Source organism: Shimia gijangensis, from assembly GCF_900142085.1.
Classification (GTDB): domain Bacteria; phylum Pseudomonadota; class Alphaproteobacteria; order Rhodobacterales; family Rhodobacteraceae; genus Shimia; species Shimia gijangensis.
In genome coordinates this window covers 23,672-47,296 of record NZ_FQZQ01000016.1, presented here as the reverse complement: position 1 = coordinate 47,296, position 23,625 = coordinate 23,672, and the positions used below count along the sequence as shown (strand labels likewise).

Genomic DNA, 23,625 nt, shown 5'->3' with positions numbered 1-23,625 from the left:
CTGTTTCCATAGGCTTACTTTTGCCGAAGTCCGTATTGCAGCCGGAAACTGTGGCATCCCTGCACCATTTTTACCGACTCTGACCGGTTGGGCCTTCGGATGCTTGCAATGAGACCCCGAAAAGAGCGAGACACCCTTCATACCCATTCTGGATTCACCGGTTTGGGCGCATGAATTGGAAATCCGAGGGAAAAACTATGAAAAAAGTTCTCTTCGCTACGACTGCTCTCGTTGCAACCGCTGGTGTTGCTGCTGCAGACGTAACTTTTGGCGGCCTGGGCCGTTTTGGTGTTCTCTATGTAGACAACGCCGCAACTGAAACCACGCTGGAAAGCCGCTTCCGTCTCGTCGTAACTGCAACTGCAGAATCCGACAACGGTCTGTCGTTTGGCGCGCAAATCCGCTACCAGTCTAACGAGCACCGTTCAAGCTACACCGGTGGCGGCGCTGGCTTCAACACTCCACGTTTCTGGGTAAGCACTCAAGGCTTCACCGTTTCGGTTGGCCAAGTATTGGGCGCGATCGAGAACATGCCTGGCATGTACACAGGTTCGGTTGGTCTGACTGGTTTGGGCTATGCCAACGTTGTTTATAACTTTGCTGCAGACGCATACACTTCTGGTGGTGCCGGTGCACAAGGTCTCGACGTTCTGTGGTCTTCCGGTAACTGGGGTGTACACTTCTCGTACTCCTGGACTGGCCAAGGCAACACACAAACTGACGACCGCGTAGCTGCACACGTTTCTTACTCGATGGGTAACTGGAACTTCGCTCTGGGTGGCCAAGATTCGAACATCGCTGGCGACACAAGCTGGGCAGCCACAGTCGGCGGCACATGGGGTAACTTCGACGGTACTCTCCAGTATGCTGACAACGACGGCAACGCCAAATGGGGTATCGCTGGTAACTACCAAGCCGGTGCTTCGACATTCGTTCGTGGCTACATCAACACAGATGACGCGATCAACGACGAAAACTACGGCCTGGGCTTCCAGCACCGTATGGGCGGCGGCACCTTCCTCGAAGGTGGTATTGCTAGCTTGGCTGGTAACACACGCGCTGACTTGGGTCTTCGTTTCTCGTTCTAATTTAGAACTGAAACAACCTATAGAGAGGGCAGGTCTTCGGACCTGCCCTTTTCTTTTGCGCGCCTTTCATGTTCAAGTGCGCAAACAGATCAGGACCTCCGGAGACCACCCATGTCGCTTGCCGAAATCACCGCACGTATCCACAAAGCCGAAGAACAGGTTGGACGCCTTGCGGGCTCGACGCATTTGATTGCCGTATCCAAAGTGCAGCCAAATGAACGCGTGGCAGATGTACTGGATCAGGGACACCGGCTGTTTGGAGAAAACAAAGTTCAGGAAGCGGCCGGCAAGTGGCCGGACTTTCGTAACCGATATGACAACGTCAACGTGCATCTGATTGGCCCGCTCCAAACCAACAAGGCCCGTCAGGCCATGCAACTGTTCGAGGCCATTCATTCGGTGGACCGCCCCAAGCTTGCAAATACTCTGGCCCGTCTGGCCCAAGAGATCGGGGCCTGTCCGGACCTGTTTATTCAGGTCAACACTGGGGAAGAGCCACAAAAGGCGGGAATTCTTCCGGCAGATGCGGACGCCTTCATTTCCGAATGTCGTGACATGGATTTGCCCGTACAGGGCTTGATGTGTATTCCACCTGTCGAAGAAGAACCGTCGCTGCATTTTGCGTTTCTGGCCAAAATTGCCGAACGCAATGGATTGGCTGGCCTGTCGATGGGAATGAGCAGCGACTTTGAGCGTGCCATCGCCTTGGGCGCCACGCATGTGCGTGTTGGCTCGGCCATCTTTGGCGAACGTGATTACGGCTGATTCAAGCCAAATCCCGAACGATCAGCCGGGTTCCCGGCGCCGCGCGTTCGGCGATCCAGCGCATGTGATCCCGTCGAAACGCGATGCAGCCTTCGGTCGGAAATCCCGGACGGCGATACTGGTGAAGAAAAATGGCAGACCCTTTACCGGGTTTTGAGACAGGCCAGTTCCAGTCGGTCATCAAAACCAGATCATACAGAGGATCAGAACGAAATAGCCGTTCGTGACTCGGGGCATATGGTGCGTTAACCATTTGATTATAAAAAATATCTTCGCTGGCGTCAGACCATAGATCGTCTTTGCCAATCGCCATCGCCCAGGGTGTCGGCATGGCCATTCGGTCAGGACGATACAAAAGCCCGGTCACAATATGAGTCCCAACAGGGGTCGCGCCGTCGCCTTCGCACTTGTCCACGCGCAGGCCACCCCGACCAATTGTGCAGGGAAATTTGCGTCCCCAAAACCGAAGTCCCGTCGGTGTCAGGACCATGTCATAAGGGCTCACAGCAGGTGCCCAGACTTCTTCGCCTTGGTGGCGAGATAGGCTTGGTTGTGTGCGTTCTCGCCCACTTTCAAAGCGACCCGTTCCGCCACATCAACACCCGCATTTTCCATCATCGAGATTTTGCGAGGATTGTTGGTCATCAAGCGAACCGATGCAAAACCCATTTTTTTCAGGATGTTAGCCCCAATTCGAAAATCTCGCTCATCGTCTTCAAATCCAAGTCGGTGGTTGGCCTGAACCGTATCAAAGCCTTGATCCTGAAGCGAATAGGCACGCATTTTGTTGGCCAACCCGATGCCGCGTCCTTCCTGATTAAGGTACAGCAAGACGCCCGCACCTTCGTGCCCCATCTGCGCCAGAGCACCGCGCAATTGTGGCCCGCAATCGCATTTCAGGCTTCCTAAAACATCGCCGGTGAAACAGGCGGAATGCAATCTGGCAAGAACCGGTTTGTCCCGAGCGGGCCGGCCGATTTCAATTGCATAATGCTCTTCCGCGCCATCTTCGGGCCGGAAAATGTGCAATCGTCCTGCCTCTGCGGCATCCATAGGCAAGCGGGCATGGACAACCGGGTGCAACGGGCTTGTTGCTCCAAGATGCGGTTTGGCCAGATCAGCCGGAATCACTGTCAAACCATTCTCAAGCGCAAAAGACGCGGCATTTTTCAGGGTTAAAACAAGTGCAGCGGGCAACAATCGAGCGGATTTGGCAATTTGAATCGCGGATCGATGCAGGCCGGCGTCTCCGTCGCGTTGCGACGGCAGTGGCCCCTTCATCGGCTTGTTCAGATCGTCAGAGGGGTTCGCCACACCTTGAACCCAGGCTTGATCTGCGTCGGTTGGCAGTTCGATTCGTGCGATGTCACCGTCGTAGGCACGCGCCTTAAGTGTCTCTGCACGCCGTGACGTGATCGCCAGCACTGGCTGCCCATCAAGAGCTTTCATGTCCTTGAGACGTTCTTCGTTCAGCGTTTCGGCGGCCATGACCAACGCTGCTTTGCCCCTTCCGGTCAGCAAGATCGGCACGCCCATGCGCAAATCCGAGCGTGCTCGGGCCAGGCGTTCTACGATGTCGGGTGCAAAACTCATGTCATCCTCGGGACTGGAAAGTCAGATGTAGCCCTGTTTGTAGCAATATGAAACATTTGACCGTGCGATTACACGACCGCGTGAGAGAATTGCAGCAATTCTTGTCTCAAACGTGAAACCGAACCAAATGAATAGTTCAGAGACCGAAGAACGACAACAGGAGGCCCGGATGGCCCAACTCAAAAAGATCCTTTTGGTAGACGATGATGACGATCTGCGCGAAGCGCTGTCCGAACAGCTGGTGATGACCGAGGACTTTGATGTTTTCGAAGCGGCCAATGGCGCCGAGGCGATGGTTAAGGCCAAAGAGGGTCTTTATGACTTGATGATCCTTGATGTGGGTCTGCCGGATACCGATGGCCGCGAGCTGTGTCGTCTGATGCGTAAACAAGGCGTTAAATGCCCGGTGTTGATGTTGACCGGCCATGATACCGATGCGGACACTATTCTTGGGCTCGATGCGGGCGCCAATGATTACGTGACCAAGCCATTCAAGTTTCCGGTTCTGCTGGCCCGGATTCGGGCTCAGTTGCGCCAACACGAACAATCTGAGGATGCTGTTTTTCAGCTTGGTCCGTATACCTTCAAACCAGCGATGAAGATTTTGATCGCTGAAGACGAGAAGAAAATACGCCTGACCGAGAAGGAAACAAATATCCTGAAATTCCTCTACCGGTCCACCGAGGGCGTCGTGGCCCGTGATGTATTGTTGCATGAAGTTTGGGGTTACAACGCAGGTGTCACCACGCATACGCTTGAAACTCACATCTATCGCTTGCGCCAAAAGATCGAACCAGACCCGTCAAACGCGCGCCTTTTGATCACTGAATCCGGCGGATATCGGCTTGTAGCGTAAATTATCCACGGAAAATGAAACAATTTGGCAACACTTATCCGGCAAGCTTTCAGTAGCTTTGATGTGGATCAATGAGTCGGGCTAGCCTGACACATAGATAGTTTTTAACAGATCCCGTGCATGTCCGGGTAATGATATGCACCTCCCTGTTGGACTAGGCCCGGACTTGATCCGGGCCTCTTTTTTTGGAGGGTCGGTGCCTGTCGAGACTATGGTTTTGCTTGCACGACCAGTTAACCGGTGGGTTGGCGTTTCGTCAGTTCATAGCAAATTTTTTCCACTGCAACTCACGATAATTGACTGCAATTCACGTGAAAAGGCTTCTGAAGCAGTCAATCACGTGCCAGATTCCTCACTGTCGGAGGCATCTCAACCCTGATCTTTTACAATTGGGGCCGCCGTACACCAAGCTGGGCGAGTATGGCGAAGTATGCCGTTTGGGAGGTCTGTTGGGGGCCTCCCAATTCTTTAGCGAGTTAAAGCTGAGCAGAGGGCCGGGATTTAACCGCCTCATACCAGCGTTTCAGGTCTGGGTGCGTGTCTGAAACGCGTTTTTGAACAACACGCGCGAAATCGACGAGCACAAATGCGGTGATATCTGCCAGGCTAAAGTCCTGGGTGGCGATAAAGTCGCGACCTTGCAACCTTTGATCCAATTTGTCGAAAAACAAATCAATTCTACGCAGCCCGCGCTCGGCCAGCTGTGGGATTTGCTCAAAATTCTCGGGGCCGGGGATCGCCCGATCTTTCATATGTGGATTGGAATTTCGAAGGGCTTCGGCCACCGCAAGCCCGCACTGTCCTTCGGCGATTGCGGTCCACATCAGGATCGCACCCTTGTCGTCGGGCGTGTTCCCCATCAAAGCAGGTTCAGGAAAGCGGGCTTCAAGATAGGCCGCAATACCAAGGTTTTCGGTTAGTGTGACACCAGTTTCCGTGATCAAAACCGGCACAGTCGCGCCAGAATTGATGGCCAGAAACTCTGCCGAAAGCTGTTCTTCTTTGGCGAGAGAAACGTCGTGTTTTTCGACATCTATGCCTTTTTCGGCAATCAGCATGCGCGCCCGGCGCGGGCTTGGTGCAGTTGAACAATCATAAAATATCATGGCGCGGTCCTCCTGAAGAATTCAGGTTAGGTTCATCGCCAATTCACGACTTGTCGAGAGTTCCGTTACGGAGATTTCCTCAATCGCCCAATTTGGCGTGTACTTCGTCCAGATCGATCTCGCCGATGGGGAATTTGTTCGAAGGGTCTTTGAAGTCATATTTAAACAAATCAAAGTCCCGTTTGAAAATCTCGTACACAAGATGCATCGACAGATCGTCAAAATAGTCTTCCACCGGATGCAATCTCTTGGGGCCATGACCTTCGGATTCGTTGAAACGCGGAATCGTTTTCAGATCGACTGTATGTGCCGTTTCGATACCATCAAGCACCTGCTGCATGCCTTCGTTGAATGTCTCAGTGAAGAAAATCTTGTCGTAGGTGCCGCCATTGACAATGAAAGTCGACACGTGGCCTGACATGGCCGACCAGTGAATGTCGGGATCCATCGGGCGACGCCAACGGATGGTGTCTCGTGCAAACAACAGGAATCGGCGGAAGCTTTGAATCTGGTCAAATTCCTGTTTGCCGTCATCGCCGCCAACTTCGATGCCGTATTTTTGGATCAGGGTTGGCACAAGGTTACCGCGATACCGTCTTCCGTTGCGCTGAATTCCACAGATTTTGTCAAAAAATGAAGACAGAATGCGCGTGTAAGGATTTCGTACACATGTGAAGGCGTAAGAGGAATGCGATCGTACATTCTTGGTGATTGCGGCCTGGCTCGTTTCAATAGCCCACTTGTGCAAGCCACTGTTCGCGTCGTGAATGTCACCGTCAAAAAATTCGCCGTGATCAGAGTAATACATAATCTGACCAATCGTTGAGCAGGCGCACTTCGGTACAACCCGATACACGACGCTTTCGCTTTCAGTCATCCAGGTGCCGGGAAAGCCCATGAAACAATGTCTCCATCAATTCTGAGGCTCAACAATTCGGCCACAGTTTGTCCTACCGACAAAAAAGCAAAAAAAGTCTGTTTATTCAACGTCCGTTCACCACTATCTAGGTAAACAATCAATACAAAAGTAGGGTTTCAGTTTCCGATATGGCAAAAATCGCCTTCATTCTGCTGTGTCACAAGGATCCAGAGGCGATCATCAAGCAAGCCAAACGTTTGACTGCAGCGGGTGATTATATCTCGATTCACTTTGATGCGCGGGCCAACCGCGCCGATTTTGAGGTGATTCACGAGGCACTTTTTAATAATCCCAATGTGGTGTTCGCGGGCAAACGTATCAAATGTGGATGGGGCGAGTGGTCTTTGGTGCAGGCCACGCTTTATGCCGTTGAGGCTGCGGTCAAACGGTTTCCCAGAGCGACCCATTTTTACATGCTGTCCGGAGACTGCCAACCGATCAAAACCGCTGATTTTATTCACGATTACCTCGATAACAATGACTGCGATTTCATTGAGAGCTACGACTATTTCGAAAGCAACTGGATCAAAACCGGTTTCAGAGAAGAGCGGCTGATCTACCGGCATTTCTTTAATGAACGCACCCGCAAATGGCGGTTCTATTTGTCATTCAATATTCAACGCAAACTGGGCCTTACTCGCAAAATCCCAGAAGACATTCAGGTGCAGATCGGTTCGCAATGGTGGTGCCTGCGGCGCCGCACAATCGAAACAGTGCTGGAATTTACCCGCAAGCGCAGAGACGTCATGCGGTTCTTCCGGACAACCTGGATTCCGGATGAGACATTTTTTCAGACCGTTGTGCGCCATTTCATTCCAGAACAGGAAATCCGCACCCGTACGTTGACGTTCCTGATGTTCACCGACTACGGAATGCCGCTTACGTTTTACAATGACCACTATGACTTGCTGCTTAGTCAGGATTATCTGTTTGCGCGCAAAATCAGCGCGGAAGCGGAAGAGCTTAAAGATCGCTTAGGTGAGCTTTTTGCGAAAACCGGGGTGAATTTTCAGATTTCTGCCGAAGGGCCAAGCCTGTTCAAATTCCTGACAGGCCGGGGACGTATAGGCCGCCGTTTCGCCAGCCGCTTCTGGGAGACGGAATCGACCTTGGGGCGTGATCGCGAACTGATGATTATCGTCTGTAAAAAGTGGCATGTTGCCAAACGTCTTCTGGATAAAATTCGAACCGAAACAGACATTCAGTCGATTGCCTATCTGTTCAACGAAGAGAACACGCCGCTCCCTGATCTCGGCGGCATTCAGGCCACGCTGAACAAACGCACACGTCACCGTCGCGCTTTGGCCCGGATGTTGTTTGATTACTATGACACGGATCGTCTTTTGATATGTCTGGACCCGTCTTCACTGGACCTGCTGCACGACTTTTTCGGGGATCGTTCCGCAACCCGACTATTGGAAATTGAGTGTGCCTTTCCGGATGACTATCTGATTGGTCATGCGATGCGGATTGGCTTGGCGGGCCCGCAAACGCCAGCCGAGACGATTCAGCGACTGTTGCCAACCATCCGTCAGGACATGGTGCTGGAAAGTGATCGCATTCGGGATGCAGATTTCGAAAACCACGTGCGAATGCGGCAGGTTGACACAAAAGAACAGCACATTGCCGTTCTTCAGGATTTCTTGTCGATCGATAAGGACACGGCAGACAAGATTGCCAGCACAGGTCATCTTTTTGCAGACTGAATGCGCAAGAAACGGATCGTTTTAGCGTTGGTTGCGGTGCACAACACCCTTGGTCACAAGAGGATGTTCAATGCTGCACTATCACCCAATCCCCACGGAACAGGCGCGCGCGTATCAAGCAGATGAGGGCGACGCCTATGGTCACCGCCCCGAGCGGTCAACTTCGGACGGAAGTGGTAACCCATGTCGTCATTGTTTGAGCTACATTCCAAAAGGGGCGGACATGCTGGTGTTTGCCCATCGCCCGTTTGGTCATACACAGCCTTATGCCGAAACCGGGCCGGTTTTCCTATGCGCCACACGTTGTTCTGCTCCGGACAATCCGGCAATTCGGCCAGAGATTATGAAAAACACAGCCGATCTGTTGCTGCGTGGATATGATTCTGATGACAGGATTGTTTATGGCACGGGTGAGGTCGTGGCCTGCGCAGATGTTGAACTGCGCGCCGAAAGAATTTTGGACCATCCCAAAGTGGCCTACGTCCATGTTCGCTCTGCCGCCAACAATTGTTATCGGTTGAAAATAGATCGGCCCTAGCGGCTACTGGTCAGCTTCAGGAAAACGTCCTCAAGATCGGCTTGCTCGGTTTTCACATCGCGAATGTGGATTTGCGCAGATTGCACAACACTTAGAACTTCTTCTGCGGTGGTTTTGGTTGATTGATACGTAAATGCGAGGGTGCCATTGGCGCGTTGCTCAACCGTGATTCCGTCAGCTGAAGGCAATGTCTGAGGCATAGAAACCGGATCAATCACCAGCGTTTTGGCATCCATCTGCCCCAAAAGATTCGACGTACTATCCCGGGCGATCAGGTTACCCTGATTAATGATGGCAATCTCGTCGCACATCTCTTCGGCTTCTTCCAGATAGTGCGTGGTCAGAATAACGGTCATGCCGCGGTCCTGATTAAGCTTGCGAATGTTGCTCCACAACATCTGGCGCAGCTCAATATCCACGCCTGCTGTGGGTTCGTCCAACACCAGAACTTGGGGCTGATGCACCAGCGCCTTGCCCAGCAACAACCGTCGACGCATACCGCCAGAAAGGGTGCGGGCATAAGCGTCAGCCTTGTCTGCAAGGCCAACCATCTCAAGAATTTCATCACTGCGGCGCTGGGCCCTGGGCACACCGTAAAGACCTGCCTGAACTTCCAAAGCACCTCGCGGTGAGAAAAATGGATCGAGGTTCAGCTCTTGCGGCATCACCCCAATCGCGGCGCGTGACTGACGTGGGTTCTGGTCTTGGTCAAACCCCCAGATTTTCACATTGCCTGATGTCTTGATAACCAATCCGGCAAGGATGTTGATCAGCGTTGATTTGCCGGCTCCGTTCGGGCCGAGAAGGCCAAAAATTGAACCTGCCGGAATGGACAGATCAACGCCGTTCAGGGCGTGTTTTTCCGGCTCACCACGCCCACCACGATAGGTTTTCTGCAAGGCTGTAATTTCAATTGCGTTCTGCGTCATGGCTGCTCTTGCCCCCGGGCGTTGGATCGCTCATATTTGCGCATATCGAAACCGGCCCAAAACGACAACCGGTACGAAACTGATAAGGATCCGGCAGATGACAACCGACGCGCCAGAAACCAAGATTGTGGACAGCTACAAAGTGGCTTGTGACGGCGGCGAAGGCGGGCATCCCCGCGTTTGGCTACAAATGCCGAACGAGCACGGTTGGGTTGAATGCCCTTATTGCGATTGCAAGTTCGTGCACAAGGATCACGCTGACAAAGCGGCTTGATTGTTCCGTAAACCCAACAATTAGAGATGCGTTTGCGCATAGTGCCGGTCTGGTGTTTCCAGATGCGGCACTCCGTTGAATTGCGTCAGCAACGGACGGTCCAATACCATATGCCAGCGGTGCACCGATGTGTTCATGATCGCCAGACACATCTGCGCCCAACCTGACACATCCAAGTTAAGTGTCTGGCGCAGCACCATCCCGATCAGCCCACCGGACGTCACCACCAACGCCCGACCGTCGCCCGCTGCGATCTCGGTCATGATATCCTGCACGCGGCTGTGGAACTGTTCAAAACTTTCTGGCGCCCCTTCGATCCGGCCTTCTTGCCAGGTGCCCAAAACCTTAGGCAGATGCTCAACAAAGCCTTCCCGCTCGGTCGGAATAAGCAACCCATGTTGCTCTTCCATCAGACGTGAAAGATCAAAATAGGCAATTTCGTTCAGACGGTCATCTCGCAACGGTTCCAAATCCACGCCGATCCCGTCGGCGGTTTCGATATGTCGCACCATTGTGCCGCTATAGACGCGCTGAAACCGATCACCGGTTGCCTGCATATGCGCGCCCAGCCATCGGGCCTGTTGATGGCCAAGTTCAGACAGCTTGTCATAGCTTTCTTCGTCGCGGGCTTCGGTATTGGCTTGACCGTGGCGAACCAGTGTAATGTGCGGCATGAGACCCTCGTAAACAATTGCGCTCTGCCTAAGCCAGCATGCGCGCTCGGAAAAGGGGTAATCGCCCGTAATTCACCGGAAACGTTGGGTCGAATTCGGCCCCTGCTTGGCGCAAATCGGCGATGCTCTGTCGGAATGGGCGACTCGTAAATTATGCAGGGCAGGTTAGAGTGCGCCGGAATAGGGAGACATCTATGTCCGAGACCATCACGTTTACGCTGGACGGCGAAACCGTCACCGCTCAAGCCGGAGAATCCATCTGGGAAGTTTCCAACGGCCGAGGTTTGGTGATTCCACATTTGTGCCACAAGCCTGCACCGGGATATCGCCCTGATGGCAATTGTCGTGCCTGTATGGTCGAAATCGAAGGCGAACGTACGCTGGCGGCGTCCTGTATTCGTGAACCTGCCGAAGGTATGGTTGTCACAACAAACTCGGCCCGCGCCCAGAATGCTCGCAAGATGGTTGTGGAAATGCTGGTCGCTGATCAGCCCGCCCGCGAAGAAGCCCACGACAAATCTTCGCATCTGTGGGACATGGCCGACCTAAGCGGTGTCACCGAGAGCCGTTTTCCGAAAGTCGAAGAAGGCCGCATTCCGTTGTTGGACGACTCGCATGTGGCGATGTCGGTCAATCTGGACGCCTGTATTTCCTGCGGTCTTTGCGTGCGTGCCTGCCGCGAAGTCCAGGTCAACGATGTGATTGGCATGGCCGGTCGCGGGCACGACGCCTATCCGACCTTTGACATTATGGATCCAATGGGTGCCTCGACATGTGTGGCGTGTGGCGAATGCGTACAGGCCTGCCCAACCGGCGCTTTGATGCCCGCCGCGATTGTCGATGACAATCAGGTCGGTGACCGCGGTGATTTTGATTCTGAGACTGAAACCGTCTGCCCGTTCTGTGGTGTGGGCTGCAAAGTTTCGCTGAAAGTCAAAGACGGTAAGGTCAAATATGTTGAAGGTCTGAACGGCCCGGCCAACGAAAATCGACTTTGCGTCAAAGGTCGTTTTGGCTTTGATTATATCCACCACCCACACCGCCTGACCAAACCCCTGATCCGCCGCAAAGATGCGCCCGCCAAGGGCCTGAACGTTGATCCCGGCGATCTGTCGACTCACTTCCGTGAGGCGACGTGGGAAGAGGCGATGGATGTCGCCGCCAAAGGTCTGGTCGGGCTTCGTGAAGATCACGGCGGCCGTTCGGTTGCGGGCTTTGGCTCGGCCAAATGCACCAACGAAGAAGCCTATCTGTTCCAGAAATTCATCCGTCAGGGTTTCAAACACAACAACGTCGACCACTGTACGCGGCTGTGTCATGCCTCATCCGTGTCTGCGCTGATTGAAAATGTTGGTTCCGGTGCCGTCACCGCCACCTTCAACGAAATTGAAAATGCGGATGTGGCGATCGTCATCGGCTGTAACCCGATTGAAAATCACCCGGTTGCCGCGACCTATTTCAAACAATTCGCCAAACGCGGCGGCAAGATGATTGTGATGGATCCGCGCGGCGTCGGCCTGCGCCGTTTTGCCGATGAAATGGTTCAGTTCCGCCCCGGTGCGGACGTGTCGATGCTGAACGCGATTATGCATGTGATCGTCGAAGAAGGCCTTTACGATCAAGCTTATATCGATCAGTTCACGGAAAACTGGGAAGCCGAAAAACAACACCTGGCGCAGTTTTCGCCCGAAGCGATGAGCGAGATTTGCGGCGTCAGCCCGGATCAGCTGCGTCGCGTGGCGCGCACCTTTGCAAATGCCAAAGCGGGCCTGATTTTCTGGGGCATGGGCGTCAGCCAGCACATCCACGGCACGGACAATTCACGCTGCCTGATTTCATTGGCGTTGATGACCGGCAATGTCGGCAAGCCCGGTGCGGGTCTGCACCCGTTGCGCGGTCAAAACAACGTGCAAGGCGCGTCTGATGCGGGCCTCATTCCGATGTTCCTGCCGGATTACCAATCCGTGACCGACGATGCGATCCGCGAGAAGTTTACCGACGTTTGGGACTCGGATGATTTCAGTGCCGAAAAGGGTCTGACCGTCACCGAGATTGTCGATCAAGTCTATGCGGGCAACATCAAAGGCATGTATATTCAGGGCGAAAACCCGGCCATGTCCGACCCGGACGTCGAACACGCCCGTGATGCTTTTGCCAAGTTGGAATTGCTGGTTGTGCAGGACATCTTCCTCACCGAAACCGCCAACTATGCGGACGTTATTCTTCCGGCGTCGACGCTTTATGAAAAGAACGGCACCGTGTCGAATACCAACCGTCAAGTGCAACGTGTGCGCCCTGCGGTGACGCCTCCGGGAGACGCCCGCGAGGATTGGAAAATCACCACCGAACTGGCCGAGCGTGTTGGTCTGAACTGGGGCTACACGGATGTGTCTCAGGTCTTTGACGAGATGAAAAAGACCATGAAGTCGCTGGACAACATTACATGGGATCGTCTGAAAACCGAAAGCATCACCTATCCGTCCCTGACACCCACTGACCCCGGTCAGGCGATTGTGTTTGGCGATGGATTCCCCCGCACGGATGGTCGCGCCCGGTTCACACCGGCCAGCGTGATCCCGCCCGATGAAGCGCCGGATGCAGAGTACCCGATGATCATGACCACCGGTCGTCAGCTGGAGCATTGGCACACAGGGTCCATGACGCGTCGGTCGCTGGTTCTGGATGCGGTTGAGCCTGAGGCCAACTGTTCTCTGAACCCGCGTACGCTCAAATTGATGGGTGTTGAGCCCGGTGAGATGATCCGCCTGACAACACGCCGTGGCTCAATTGAGATCATGGCGCGCGCGGATCGCGCGATTGCCGAAGATATGGTGTTCGTGCCCTTTGCTTATGTTGAGGCGGCAGCCAACGTTCTGACCAACCCTGCAATTGACCCTTACGGGAAAATTCCCGAGTTTAAATTCTCGGCTGTGAAGGTTGAGAAGGTCGAAGGATCAGTCGCGGCGGAGTAAATTCGTCGCACGGGTCGCTTTTGGGCTTGAGGATGGATGCCTCCGGCGGGAGTATTTCCGGCAAGATGAAGCCGGGAGTCGCGCTATGGTAAATTCTGATCGTTTTCTCAACAGCTTGCATGAGTTGCGTACATTTGGCGCTTCGGGTGTGGGCAAGGGCGTTGTGCGCCCGGCCTATTCGGATGAAGACATTGCCGCGCGTGAATGGCTGATCGCAAAGATTGAACAGGCCGGGTTGCAGGCACATGTCGATCCGGTCGGGTCGGTCTGGGGGCTGGCCGAAGGGCCCTCGTTGTTGTTGGGCTCACATACCGACAGCCAGCCGGAGGGCGGTTGGTTGGATGGTGCGCTGGGCGCCATGGCAGCCCTTGAGGTGGCGCGGTCTGCGCGGGAAAACGGTGGGCCTGCGGTGTCTGTTGTGTCATTCCAGGATGAAGAAGGCCGCTTTGGAGTCACCACCGGCAGCACGGTTTGGTCCGGTAAGATGTCGTTGGCTGAAGCGGACATGCTGACGGACAAGACATGGGTAACCTTTGCCGAGGCGCGGGCCAAAATGGCATATCTGGCAGGGGATTTTGTCGATCCCAAGCAATTCACCGGCTTCATTGAGATGCATATCGAGCAGGGGCCCTGGCTCGAGAAATCGGGTGATGCGATCGGGGTGGTCACGGATATTGTGGGTATTCGCGACATGCGGGTCACTTTCACAGGTGAGCAAAACCACGCGGGCACCACGCCGATGCATCTGCGCAAAGATGCGTTTCAGGCTCTGAATGACTTTGCGAGTCGGATCAATGCGGGTTTTGCCGATGTTGTGACGCCGTCCACAGTCTGGACCATTGGACATGTGTCCTTGCATCCAAATGCATCGTCGATTGTGCCGGGCAAAGTGACATTTTCGATGCAGTGGCGCGATGGCGATTCAAAGCGTCTGGCGCAGATGGAGAACATCATTCGCGATGCGGCCAGTTCGGTTGCTGAGGGACGCGGAATGGGGTTGGAGTATGGCCCGTTACTGGGGCTGGAGCCAGTGGCGATGGACATGCGTTTGCGCAGTGCCTTGTGTGACAGCGCCAATGTCGCCACGCCCGGTAAATGGCGCGAGATGCCCTCAGGCGCGTTGCATGATGCCACCAATGTGGCGGTGCATATGCCGGTTGCGATGCTGTTTGTGCCATCTATCAATGGTATCAGTCATGCTTTTGCGGAAGACACGGATGAAGCTGATCTGGTCACAGGGCTTGAGGTTCTGGCAGGCGCCGTGGCGCGATTGTCTAACTAGCGATCAGGCTGGGATGACCGCGCGATCATTGCGGGCATAGCCGCGTTTCATGGCCCGGTTTCGAAAGATATCTGCCGCATCCGACGCATCCCGCAAATTGCCATAGATGTTGACCATGGCCCGGCCCTTGCCGCCCGTGATGCCCCATTCGCGCATCACAGAAATCTCGTTGAAAAGATTATAGGCGATCTCCACGCGGTAATAGCGCGGGCGCCTTTCACGTTTGCGACGGTAAAGAATGCAGACAGCCATAACGTGACCCTATTGCACCTCGAATCGTGGTGCAACAGAGACTGGTTTTTGAATTTCGAAACATCGGATGAAAGCATCGATTTGCCGAAAAAGGCCCCCACAGCCATTTCTGGTCTGCAGGGGCAGCGGGAGTGAACCCGTCTGGGAGGCCGTCAGATCACGCCAAGAACGCGCAACGCCAACCCAATGGTCGAAAAGGACGCCAGCGCAAAAGCCAGTGTCCGAAGAACAGGAATGCCAATCGCATAGATGATGTAGTGAGCGACGATCCCAAAGAAGAACCCCATGGCCAACGTGCCGGGATAGGGGTCGTCAGGCATCTTGATCATGGCAATGGCGGCCAGTGGCCCGAAGGCAACAAAGGCTTGAACAGCTACGTTGTGGGCGCGCATCGCGCGTTGTGCCCAAGCCGATTGTGGGATCGCGTTTGGATCATAGTTTGCAAGCGCATCCATCAGGCCGCGCACTTTAATCCTGTCCAGAATATAAGGCACCCAGGCGATGGCGATCCACAAGGCGCTCAGGGCTGTGTACTGCTCAAGACTGCTCATACAATATCCTCCCGTTTCGGGCAGAATACCATAATATGGGTACTAAATCTATATTTTGTATTTCTGGTTGCTGTAGCGCTAAATGTGGTAGGCTTTATGCCCAGCTCACATCCCCCAGAAAGATATAGCCTGCCCCGTATATCGTTTTGATAAGGCGGGGGTTTTTGGGGTCTTCGCGCAGTTTCGTGCGAAGACGCGAGATGCGCACATCCATCGCTCGATCAAAGCTTTCTCCGGCGGCTCCTCCCAGGGTCTCCTGCATATGCGCTCGGCTGATCAGGCGTTTGGGGCTTTCCAGAAACAGGCGCAGAACCTCGCCTTCGGCGTGGCTAAAGGTGGTTTCGTCACCGCCGTCGTCTTCCAGAACGTAGCGATCAAAATACGCGGTCCAGCCATTAAATTTAGCTGTATTGCCGGCACTTTGGGCCACGGGCCGATCTTTGCGCAAACGGGCGCGCACACGGGCGACCACCTCGGTGGGGTCAAACGGCTTGATGATGTAGTCATCCGCCCCCAGTTCAAGACCGGTTATCCTGTCCTGCACTTGCGCGCGACCCGAGATGATGATCACTGACGCGCCCTGTTCCAGCGCCAATCGATGCACCAGCGTCAGCCCGTCTTTGTCTGGCAACCCAAGGTCAACAAGGCAAACATCGGGCGTGGTAGATTTTAACGCGGCTTCGAATTCAGTGGCACGGCCAAATCCCATGGTGCGAAATCCGGCGTCTTCTAAGGCATCTGCCAGCATCGAGCGGATTTCAGGTTCGTCGTCCAGAATGGTTACAAGCGGTGCAGTCATAGTGTCACCTCGGGTTTAGAAAAGCGCTGAGTTGTTCTGCGCTGAATGGTTTGGACAGCACCGGGGCCCGGGCTGCGCCTTGGATATAAAGTGGGTCGGATTGCGGCAAGGATGTCATCAGAAAGGATGGCACTGCGTCGCTGGGTAGCGAACGGATCAGATCAACGCCCGTGCTGCTGCCTTCCAGTGAAATGTCCGACAACAGCAATGATATTCCCGGAACTTCCTTCAGCAGAGTCCGGGCCTCGTCCACGCTGGCGGCTTCGATCACGGAATGCCCCATGTCGATCAGCATGTCGCGAAACACATCCCGAAGATCGGCGTTGTCTTCGACCAGCAATACCAGCCCCGGCGCCGTGTCGATGGCGGCGCGGCGCAATGGCAGGCGCAACGTGACACAGCCGCCAATATCCGTGTTTTCGATGCGCACTTCGCCCCCGGCCAGCTTGGTCATGTCATAAACCATCGCCAGCCCCAGGCCGGACCCATCGCCCCCTTTGGTGGTGAAAAACGGATCCAGCGCGTGCTTAAGCGCCTTTTGGGAAAACCCAGTGCCAGTGTCGCAGACTTTGAACTGCAACCAGGTGTCCTTGACCTGTTTTGCTTCGATTATGATTGTACCCTTACCGGAACAGGCATCGCGGGCATTCAAGATCAGGTTCACCAGTGAATCCTGCAACATGCCCGGATCGACCAGCAATGGGTCTTCGGGCAAGGTGCTTTCGATGATCAACGCCATGTCTTCGGTCAGGGTTGGATTGGCGAGGGTTTGCAGATCTGACAAAAACGGTCCCATAGCTGTGGCCTGCATTTCTGGTGCACGGTGACCGGTCATGTCTGCGATACGGTTCAGCAATGTACCTCCGCGCCGCGCGGCGCCCAGAGTTGCGTCAACCAGTTCACCGGCGCCCTTATCCAATGGCATTTTGCGCAGCTTACTTTGCATGCCCAGAATGATGGTCAGTAGGTTGGAAAAATCATGCGCCAACCCACTGGTCATCTGGGCTGCAATCTCGCGCCGTCGGGTGTGTTGCAATGCCACCCGGGTTTGGGTTTCCTCGGTGATATCCATCGAAAGGATGTAAACGCCGCGCCGAGCGCCCTCTTCGCTGTCCGGGGTAAACGCCACGCGAATGCGGCGCGTGCTGCCAAGATCGGTGAACTCAAACACAGACGGTTTGCCACCAAAAGCAGTCTCTAAATGGGGTTCAATCGCCACATAGGACGAATCTCCCAATGCGTCCCGGATATGCTGGCCAATGATGTTTGAGGGCCGTCCGGGCATCACCGACGATAAGCGTCGGTTTGAATAGGTGTACAGACGATCCGGGCCGACGTGCGCAATATGCGCCGGCATCATTTCGGCGGTCAGCCGCATACGTGCTTCGGACTGGATCAGCTGCCGTTTGGTTTCCTCCAACGCCATGACCGTGGATTCCAATTTGCGGTTGGTGGCGGACAATTCCTCGGCGTATTGCAGCAATTGATCCGAAAGCTCTTCGGACCGCCCGCGCAACAAATCTTCCTGGCGTTTGGTGCGTGTAATGTCGGTATAGACCGCGACCCAACCCCCGTCTGGCAGCGGTGAGCCTTCAACGCTAATCCAGCGCCCGTTGTCCCGCTGGCGTTCTACATAGTGTGGCTCGAAGGCCAGCGCGCGGTCGACTCGGTCCTTCACAAAGGCTTCGACATCGCCAACTTCGCCGTATTCGCCGCGCTGAGTAATATAGCGAATTGTTTCTTCAAACGATGCGCCGGGCGCCATCAGGTGCGCGGGAAGATCGAACATTTCACTAAATCGCGAGTTGGCCACAACCAGCCGCAGATCGTTGTCGTAGATCGACAGGGCCTGTTGAATAAGGTTCAAACCGGCCGTGGTCATAGCTTGTGCGGTGCTGGAATTGGGCTCCATTTGCGGTCCTCTCCCCTCATGGCTAGCACCGCTCTGGCCCTGCGAAAAGGGGCATTTGATGACTGTTACAATTCGTAAGGATTGGGAAATGTTCAGGAAAAAGTTGACGCACAGTCTGAAACCAACACCTTTGAAGGTGAGGGAATCGTTTCGGCGGTTTTGGCCCGTGAAGGCGGGCTTAACGGAGGAATACAATTTGGCACAGTCGTCACAGGCGACCGGGGGACTCGCGTCCATTCCGGCGCTTTTGCAGCGTAACGCTACTCTTTTTGCCGAAAAGGCCGCGTATCGCGAAAAAGAGTTTGGCATCTGGCAAAACTGGACTTGGGCAGAGACCGAAAAAGAGGTTGAAGCTCTCGCGCTTGGTTTGATCAACCTGGGTGTGAACGAAGGCGACTTTATCGCCATTATCGGTCGCAATCGCCCCTATTTCTATTTCGCAATGGCTGCTGCCCAATCTGTGGGTGCCATTCCCGTGCCGGTCTACAACGACAGTGCCGCGGACGAGATGGAGTACATCCTGAGCCACTGCGGCGCGCGCTATGCGATCGTCGAAGATCAGGAGCAGGTCGACAAGGTGATCGAGATTCAGGAACACCTGCATCAGTTCGAACACATGATCTACATTGATCCACGTGGGCTTCGCAAATACGACCACAGCGCGCTGCACGAATATAGCCACGTGCAAAATCAGGGCCGTGCTGCCCATGACGAGTTTATCAATGAACTCAAGGCGCGCCGTGAAAAGCTGAATTATGACAGCACCTGCGTGATGCTTTATACCTCGGGCACCACTGGTCGCCCCAAAGGCGTGGTTCTGTCCAACCGCAATGTGATTGAATCGGCCAAGAACTCGTCTGAATTTGACGGGCTTGGTGCGGATGAGGAAATCCTGTCCTACCTGCCGATGGCATGGGTTGGCGACTTTATCTTCTCGCTGGGTCAGGCGTACTGGTGTGGGTTCTGCGTGAACTGCCCCGAAAGCCCGGACACGATGATGACCGACCTGCGCGAGATCGGGCCGACTTACTACTTTGCGCCCCCACGTATCTTTGAAACCCAGTTGACCAATGTGATGATCCGCATGGAAGACAGCGGTGATCTGAAATACGCGCTGTTCCATCACTTTATGGATTTCGCCAAAACTACTGGCGAGAAATACGGCATGCCCAAGCGCAGCTTGGCCACACCGGATCTCAAGCGCCGGATCAAAAATGCATGGCGCTATGGCATGGGCATTGGTTTTGCGGTTGAGGCGATTGTTGAGAACGGCATCCGCATGTTCTTTACCAAAATGCGCCACGGCAAAGATGCCCGCAAACACTTCAAGGCCCGCGATCCTCTTGGTTTGAACCTCTATCGCGGCAGCCTGCGGGACTACTTCAAATATCGCACTGGCGCGGTTCTGGTGTATGGCCCGCTGAAAGATACGCTTGGCTTTGGCCGCGTGCGTGTGGGCTATACGGCGGGTGAAGCCATCGGGCCGGAAATTTTTGAATTCTATCGCTCGCTTGGGATCAACCTGAAACAGCTTTATGGTCAAACCGAAGCCACCGTGTTCATCACCGCGCAGCCAGACGGCGAAGTGCGGGCCGACACTGTGGGCGTGCCTTCGCCAGATGTAGAGATCAAAATCGCCGACAACGGCGAGATTTTCTATCGCTCGCCGGGTACTTTTGTTGAGTATTACAAGAACCCGGAATCGACTGCCGATACCAAAGACCCCGAAGGCTGGGTTGCCACAGGCGACGCTGGTTTCTTTGAGGAAGGCTCTGGCCATCTGCGCATCATCGACCGTGCCAAGGACGTTGGCAAAATGGCCGACGGCAGCATGTTCGCGCCGAAATATGTTGAAAACAAACTCAAGTTCTACCCCGATATTCTTGAGGTTGTTTTGTTCGGCAACGGCAAAGACCGCTGTGTTGCCTTTATCAACATTGACCTGACGGCGGTCGGCAACTGGGCCGAGCGTAACAACATCGCCTACGCGTCCTATCAGGAACTGGCCGGACACCCGCGCGTTCTGGACACCATTCAGGAACACGTGGAAACGGTGAACAAATCCGTCGCCGCTGATCCGATGTTGTCAGGCTGTCAAATCCACCGCTTCTTGGTTCTGCACAAAGAATTGGACGCGGATGACGGCGAAATGACCCGGACCCGCAAAGTGCGCCGTGTCGTGGTTGCGGACAAGTTCAAGGATCTGGTCGAGGCGCTTTATGACGGCTCGCCCGAGGTCTCAACCGAAACCGAAGTCACCTATGAAGACGGCCGCAAGGGCAGCATCAGCGCTACGCTGGAACTGCGCGACGCCGCTGTAGTCTCAACCGCCGCAAAGGTAGCCGCAGAATGAGCACGCAGGAAAGCTACGTCACCGAAGACGGCCGCACGATCGGCCCGACCGTGATGGAAATGAAAAACATCACATTGCGTTTTGGCGGTGTGAAGGCAATCACCGACATTTCGTTCGACATCCGCGAAGGCGAAATTCGTGCCATCATTGGCCCGAACGGCGCTGGAAAATCGTCGATGCTGAACGTGATCTCGGGCTTTTATGTCCCGCAAGAGGGCGAAGTTTGGTACAAGGGTAAAAAGCGCCCGCCAATGAAACCCTATCAGGTGGCCGAACAGGGCATCGCCCGGACCTTTCAGAACATCGCGTTGTTCGAAGGCATGACCGTTCTTGATAACGTCATGACCGGACGCATTCGCCAGATGAACGCCGGGCTGTTGTCTCAGGCGATCTGGAAAGGCAAAGCCGAGAAAGAAGAGATTGCAAACCGCGAAGCCGTGGAAAAGATCATCGACTTCTTGGAAATCCAAGCCATCCGCAAAACCCCCGTGGGTCGCTTGCCATATGGTTTGAAAAAGCGGGTTGAGCTGGCCCGTGCTTTGGCCGCCGAGCCGTCAATCCTGCTGCTGGACGAGCCGATGGCTGGCATGAACGTCGAAGAAAAAGAGGACATGTCCCGCTTTATCCTCGACATGAATGACGAATTTGGCACCACCATCGCCCTGATTGAACACGACATGGGCGTTGTGATGGACCTTTCTGATCGTGTTGTCGTGATGGATTACGGCAAAAAGATCGGTGATGGCACTCCAGACGAAGTGCGTTCGAACCAGGCGGTGATCGACGCCTATCTGGGGGTGGCACATGACTAATCAACATATTGAAATAAAATCAAAAACTGGAGGGCTGAGCAATGTCTGAACAAATCGTCTACGCATTGGAAGTCTTTGCCAACGGCCTCATGTCGGGTGTTCTTTATGCTCTCGTCGCATTGGGCTTTGTGCTGATCTACAAGGCCTCTGGTATCTTCAACTTTGCCCAGGGTGTGATGGCGCTGTTTGCCGCGATGACCCTTGTAGGTATCCAGAACGGTCAGGTGCCTTTCGCGCACCTCATTAACGCTGTTCTTGGCACGCACATCCACCACTTTGGCTGGCATATCCACTCGGTTCTGGCGCTGATCTTTACGGTTGGTGTGATGATCCTTTTGGCTGTGGCAATTCAACGGTTTGTGTTCCGTCACCTTGTCGGACAGGAACCCATTATTCTGTTCATGGCCACCATTGGTCTTGCCTACTTCCTCGAAGGGTTTTCTGACCTGATGTGGAACTCGGAAATCAAGACACTGAAGTTCTGCGTGGCCGAAGGGACCTGTCTGCCTCAGGGTATGAACATGGCGATCGACGAAGCGGCGTACAACGCGTTTGGAACGGGCTTTTTTATCGATAATCTGGACATTTCCGCGGCGATTGTCGCAGTCATGCTCGTGATCGCGCTTGTGGCGTTCAGCCAGTACACCAAACAAGGCCGCGCCATGCGTGCCGTGGCTGACGATCACCAGGCCGCCCTGTCGGTTGGGATTTCGTTGAACTTCATCTGGATTTTGGTGTGGTCGGTCGCAGGTTTTGTGGCCTTGGTCGCAGGCATCATGTGGGGCGCTAAATCGGGCGTACAGTTCTCTCTGTCGCTGATCGCGCTCAAGGCGTTGCCGGTTCTGATGCTCGGAGGCTTTACATCGATCCCCGGCGCCATTGTTGGTGGCCTGATCATCGGTGTGGGTGAAAAGATGTTCGAATACTGTTTCGGCACCGGCCAATGTTTCGGCGGTATCATCAACCTCGGCGGCGCAACCGAAAACTGGTTTGCTTACGTTCTCGCCCTCGTCTTCCTCGTCTTCCGTCCGCAAGGGCTGTTTGGCGAAAAGATCATCGAGAGGGTGTAGAGATGACCATGCTGAAAACCAATCAAATCTGTTCGGCCGCACGTGACGATGCGCGCGTGCAAGGGAGTTAAGACACATGTTCTATCGTGAAGCAGGCGATTTCAAAACGTCCTACTCCAAAGACAACCAAACCTTTCCGATCAAGATTGACCGGGTTGGATACTATCTGGTGCTTTTGGTGGCCTTTCTGGTCGTACCATTCATGCTCAATGATTATTGGGTCAATGCAATCTTTCTGCCGTTCCTGATCTACTCGATCGCCGCGATCGGCCTGAACATTCTGGTCGGGTATTGCGGGCAGGTGTCGCTGGGAACCGGGGGTTTCATGGCTGTGGGGGCTTATGCCTGTTACAAGCTGATGACGACTTTCCCTGACATCAACATCTTCTTTCATGTGATCATTGCGGGCGGCATCACGGGTCTGGTCTGCGTTGTGTTCGGTCTTCCGTCCCTGCGCATCAAAGGCTTCTACCTCGCTGTGGCGACGCTGGCAGCGCAGTTCTTTCTGGTTTGGTTGTTCAACCGGGTACCGTGGTTCTACAACTACTCGGCCTCGGGTCAGATCAACGCGCCAGAACGCACCGTGTTTGGCATCGAAGTGACTGGTGCGAACACCGAAGCCTGGGCAACCTACCTGTTCTGTCTGGTGTTTGTGGTGGCCAGCGCCTGGATTGCCCGCAACCTGACGCGCGGTATGACAGGTCGTAAATGGATGGCGATCCGCGACATGGATATCGCCGCCGAAATCATCGGGGTGAACCCGCTCAAGGCCAAAATCAGCGCCTTTGCGGTCTCTGGCTTCTTTGTTGGCATCTCAGGCGCACTGTTCTTTGCAGTCTATTTGGGCGCGGTCGAAGTGGGCGAGGCCTTTGGCATCACCAAGTCGTTCCTCGTGCTGTTCATGATCATCATCGGCGGCTTGGGTTCCATCTTTGGCTCTTTCGCGGGTGCGGCCTTTCTTGTGCTGCTGCCTGTTGTGCTGAAAGTGGTCGGCGTGGACATGCTGGGCTGGCCAACTGACATGGTTGCACACTTGCAGCTTGTGATTGTCGGTGGATTGATCATCCTGTTCCTAATTCTCGAACCACACGGCCTTGCGCAATTGTGGCGCGTGACCAAACAGAAACTACGGCTGTGGCCCTTCCCGCACTAAGGCGGGGCCATATCCAACCTA

The 23,625-nt window shown here is 54.5% G+C and carries 22 protein-coding genes; 12 read left to right on the top strand and 10 right to left on the bottom strand.

Annotation, left to right across the window (positions count from 1 at the left end):
- Nucleotides 1–197: 197 nt before the first annotated feature.
- Together BUC32_RS14005 and BUC32_RS14000 are read left to right on the top strand one after the other, a co-directional pair.
- The gene (locus tag BUC32_RS14005) at nt 198–1,088 is read left to right on the top strand and encodes a porin (protein WP_073254034.1); all 891 of its coding nucleotides are present in this window, start codon (nt 198–200) and stop codon (nt 1,086–1,088) included.
- A gap of 111 nt (nt 1,089–1,199) precedes the next feature.
- Nucleotides 1,200–1,853, top strand: a complete 654-nt coding sequence (locus tag BUC32_RS14000) for a YggS family pyridoxal phosphate-dependent enzyme (protein ID WP_073254031.1) — start codon at nt 1,200–1,202, stop codon at nt 1,851–1,853.
- A gap of 1 nt (nt 1,854) precedes the next feature.
- On the opposite strand, the gene BUC32_RS13995 is transcribed toward BUC32_RS14000, so the two are convergent.
- Nucleotides 1,855–2,358 carry a L,D-transpeptidase family protein gene (locus BUC32_RS13995; RefSeq protein WP_245815188.1) on the bottom strand — a complete coding sequence of 168 codons (504 nt, stop codon included), beginning with the start codon at nt 2,356–2,358 and terminating at the stop codon, nt 1,855–1,857.
- Entirely contained in the window at nt 2,355–3,446 is a 1,092-nt protein-coding gene (gene ribA / locus BUC32_RS13990) for a GTP cyclohydrolase II (RefSeq protein ID WP_073254025.1), read from the bottom strand. Before ribA ends, BUC32_RS13995 begins: the two co-directional genes overlap by 4 nt.
- 169 nt (nt 3,447–3,615) lie before the next feature.
- Here ribA and BUC32_RS13985 point away from each other — a divergent pair, with 169 nt between their 5' ends.
- Nucleotides 3,616–4,302, top strand: a complete 687-nt coding sequence (locus tag BUC32_RS13985; RefSeq protein WP_073254179.1) for a response regulator transcription factor — start codon at nt 3,616–3,618, stop codon at nt 4,300–4,302.
- A gap of 476 nt (nt 4,303–4,778) precedes the next feature.
- On the opposite strand, the gene BUC32_RS13980 is transcribed toward BUC32_RS13985, so the two are convergent.
- Complete coding sequence (locus BUC32_RS13980; protein WP_073254022.1) at nt 4,779–5,408, bottom strand: glutathione S-transferase family protein; 630 nt, start codon at nt 5,406–5,408, stop codon at nt 4,779–4,781.
- Between the two features lie 79 nt (nt 5,409–5,487).
- Entirely contained in the window at nt 5,488–6,306 is an 819-nt protein-coding gene (locus BUC32_RS13975) for a sulfotransferase family protein (RefSeq protein WP_073254019.1), read from the bottom strand.
- Nucleotides 6,307–6,455: 149 nt separating this feature from the next.
- On the opposite strand from BUC32_RS13975, the gene BUC32_RS13970 reads away from it, so the two are divergent.
- Together BUC32_RS13970 and BUC32_RS13965 are read left to right on the top strand one after the other, a co-directional pair.
- Nucleotides 6,456–8,033: a DUF5928 domain-containing protein gene (locus tag BUC32_RS13970; RefSeq protein ID WP_073254016.1), complete on the top strand. Its 1,578-nt coding sequence runs from the start codon at nt 6,456–6,458 to the stop codon at nt 8,031–8,033.
- A gap of 70 nt (nt 8,034–8,103) precedes the next feature.
- Nucleotides 8,104–8,571 (top strand): DUF1203 domain-containing protein, encoded by a 468-nt coding sequence (locus BUC32_RS13965; protein WP_073254013.1) that lies wholly within the window; start codon nt 8,104–8,106, stop codon nt 8,569–8,571.
- Here BUC32_RS13965 and BUC32_RS13960 read toward each other — a convergent pair.
- Complete coding sequence (locus BUC32_RS13960; protein ID WP_073254010.1) at nt 8,568–9,500, bottom strand: ABC transporter ATP-binding protein; 933 nt, start codon at nt 9,498–9,500, stop codon at nt 8,568–8,570. The genes BUC32_RS13965 and BUC32_RS13960 overlap by 4 nt on opposite strands.
- A 97-nt stretch (nt 9,501–9,597) precedes the next feature.
- On the opposite strand from BUC32_RS13960, the gene BUC32_RS13955 reads away from it, so the two are divergent.
- On the top strand, nt 9,598–9,774 hold the full coding sequence (locus BUC32_RS13955; RefSeq protein WP_073254176.1) for a zinc-finger domain-containing protein: 177 nt from the start codon (nt 9,598–9,600) through the stop codon (nt 9,772–9,774).
- 20 nt (nt 9,775–9,794) lie between these two features.
- Here the strand turns inward: BUC32_RS13955 and BUC32_RS13950 are convergent, their stop codons facing one another.
- A complete protein-coding gene (locus BUC32_RS13950) occupies nt 9,795–10,448 on the bottom strand; it encodes a histidine phosphatase family protein (RefSeq protein WP_073254007.1) in 654 nt (217 codons plus the stop codon).
- 194 nt (nt 10,449–10,642) lie between these two features.
- Here BUC32_RS13950 and fdhF point away from each other — a divergent pair, with 194 nt between their 5' ends.
- Nucleotides 10,643–13,420, top strand: coding sequence for a formate dehydrogenase subunit alpha (fdhF, locus tag BUC32_RS13945; protein ID WP_073254004.1), 2,778 nt, complete (start codon nt 10,643–10,645; stop codon nt 13,418–13,420).
- Nucleotides 13,421–13,505: 85 nt separating this feature from the next.
- Complete coding sequence (locus tag BUC32_RS13940; protein ID WP_073254002.1) at nt 13,506–14,702, top strand: hydantoinase/carbamoylase family amidase; 1,197 nt, start codon at nt 13,506–13,508, stop codon at nt 14,700–14,702.
- A gap of 3 nt (nt 14,703–14,705) precedes the next feature.
- Here the strand turns inward: BUC32_RS13940 and BUC32_RS13935 are convergent, their stop codons facing one another.
- The 4 genes from BUC32_RS13935 to BUC32_RS13920 all read right to left on the bottom strand — a co-directional run bounded on the left by BUC32_RS13935 (nt 14,706) and on the right by BUC32_RS13920 (nt 18,216).
- Complete coding sequence (locus tag BUC32_RS13935) at nt 14,706–14,954, bottom strand: WGR domain-containing protein (RefSeq protein ID WP_073253999.1); 249 nt, start codon at nt 14,952–14,954, stop codon at nt 14,706–14,708.
- A 152-nt stretch (nt 14,955–15,106) separates the two neighbouring features.
- The gene (locus tag BUC32_RS13930) at nt 15,107–15,505 is read right to left on the bottom strand and encodes an MAPEG family protein (protein WP_073253997.1); all 399 of its coding nucleotides are present in this window, start codon (nt 15,503–15,505) and stop codon (nt 15,107–15,109) included.
- A 94-nt stretch (nt 15,506–15,599) separates the two neighbouring features.
- Nucleotides 15,600–16,304, bottom strand: coding sequence for a response regulator transcription factor (locus tag BUC32_RS13925; protein ID WP_073253995.1), 705 nt, complete (start codon nt 16,302–16,304; stop codon nt 15,600–15,602).
- 4 nt (nt 16,305–16,308) lie between these two features.
- Nucleotides 16,309–18,216, bottom strand: coding sequence for a hybrid sensor histidine kinase/response regulator (locus BUC32_RS13920; protein ID WP_073253993.1), 1,908 nt, complete (start codon nt 18,214–18,216; stop codon nt 16,309–16,311).
- A gap of 196 nt (nt 18,217–18,412) precedes the next feature.
- Between BUC32_RS13920 and BUC32_RS13915 the strand changes: the two genes are divergently transcribed.
- The 4 genes from BUC32_RS13915 to BUC32_RS13900 all read left to right on the top strand — a co-directional run bounded on the left by BUC32_RS13915 (nt 18,413) and on the right by BUC32_RS13900 (nt 23,604).
- Nucleotides 18,413–20,569 carry an AMP-binding protein gene (locus BUC32_RS13915; protein ID WP_073254173.1) on the top strand — a complete coding sequence of 719 codons (2,157 nt, stop codon included), beginning with the start codon at nt 18,413–18,415 and terminating at the stop codon, nt 20,567–20,569.
- Entirely contained in the window at nt 20,566–21,381 is an 816-nt protein-coding gene (locus BUC32_RS13910) for an ABC transporter ATP-binding protein (protein ID WP_073253990.1), read from the top strand. The genes BUC32_RS13915 and BUC32_RS13910 overlap by 4 nt, the downstream gene beginning before the upstream one ends.
- Nucleotides 21,382–21,422: 41 nt before the next feature.
- Nucleotides 21,423–22,451 (top strand): branched-chain amino acid ABC transporter permease, encoded by a 1,029-nt coding sequence (locus BUC32_RS13905; RefSeq protein WP_073253987.1) that lies wholly within the window; start codon nt 21,423–21,425, stop codon nt 22,449–22,451.
- A 76-nt stretch (nt 22,452–22,527) separates the two neighbouring features.
- Nucleotides 22,528–23,604 (top strand): branched-chain amino acid ABC transporter permease, encoded by a 1,077-nt coding sequence (locus tag BUC32_RS13900; protein WP_073253985.1) that lies wholly within the window; start codon nt 22,528–22,530, stop codon nt 23,602–23,604.
- Nucleotides 23,605–23,625 lie beyond the last annotated feature (21 nt).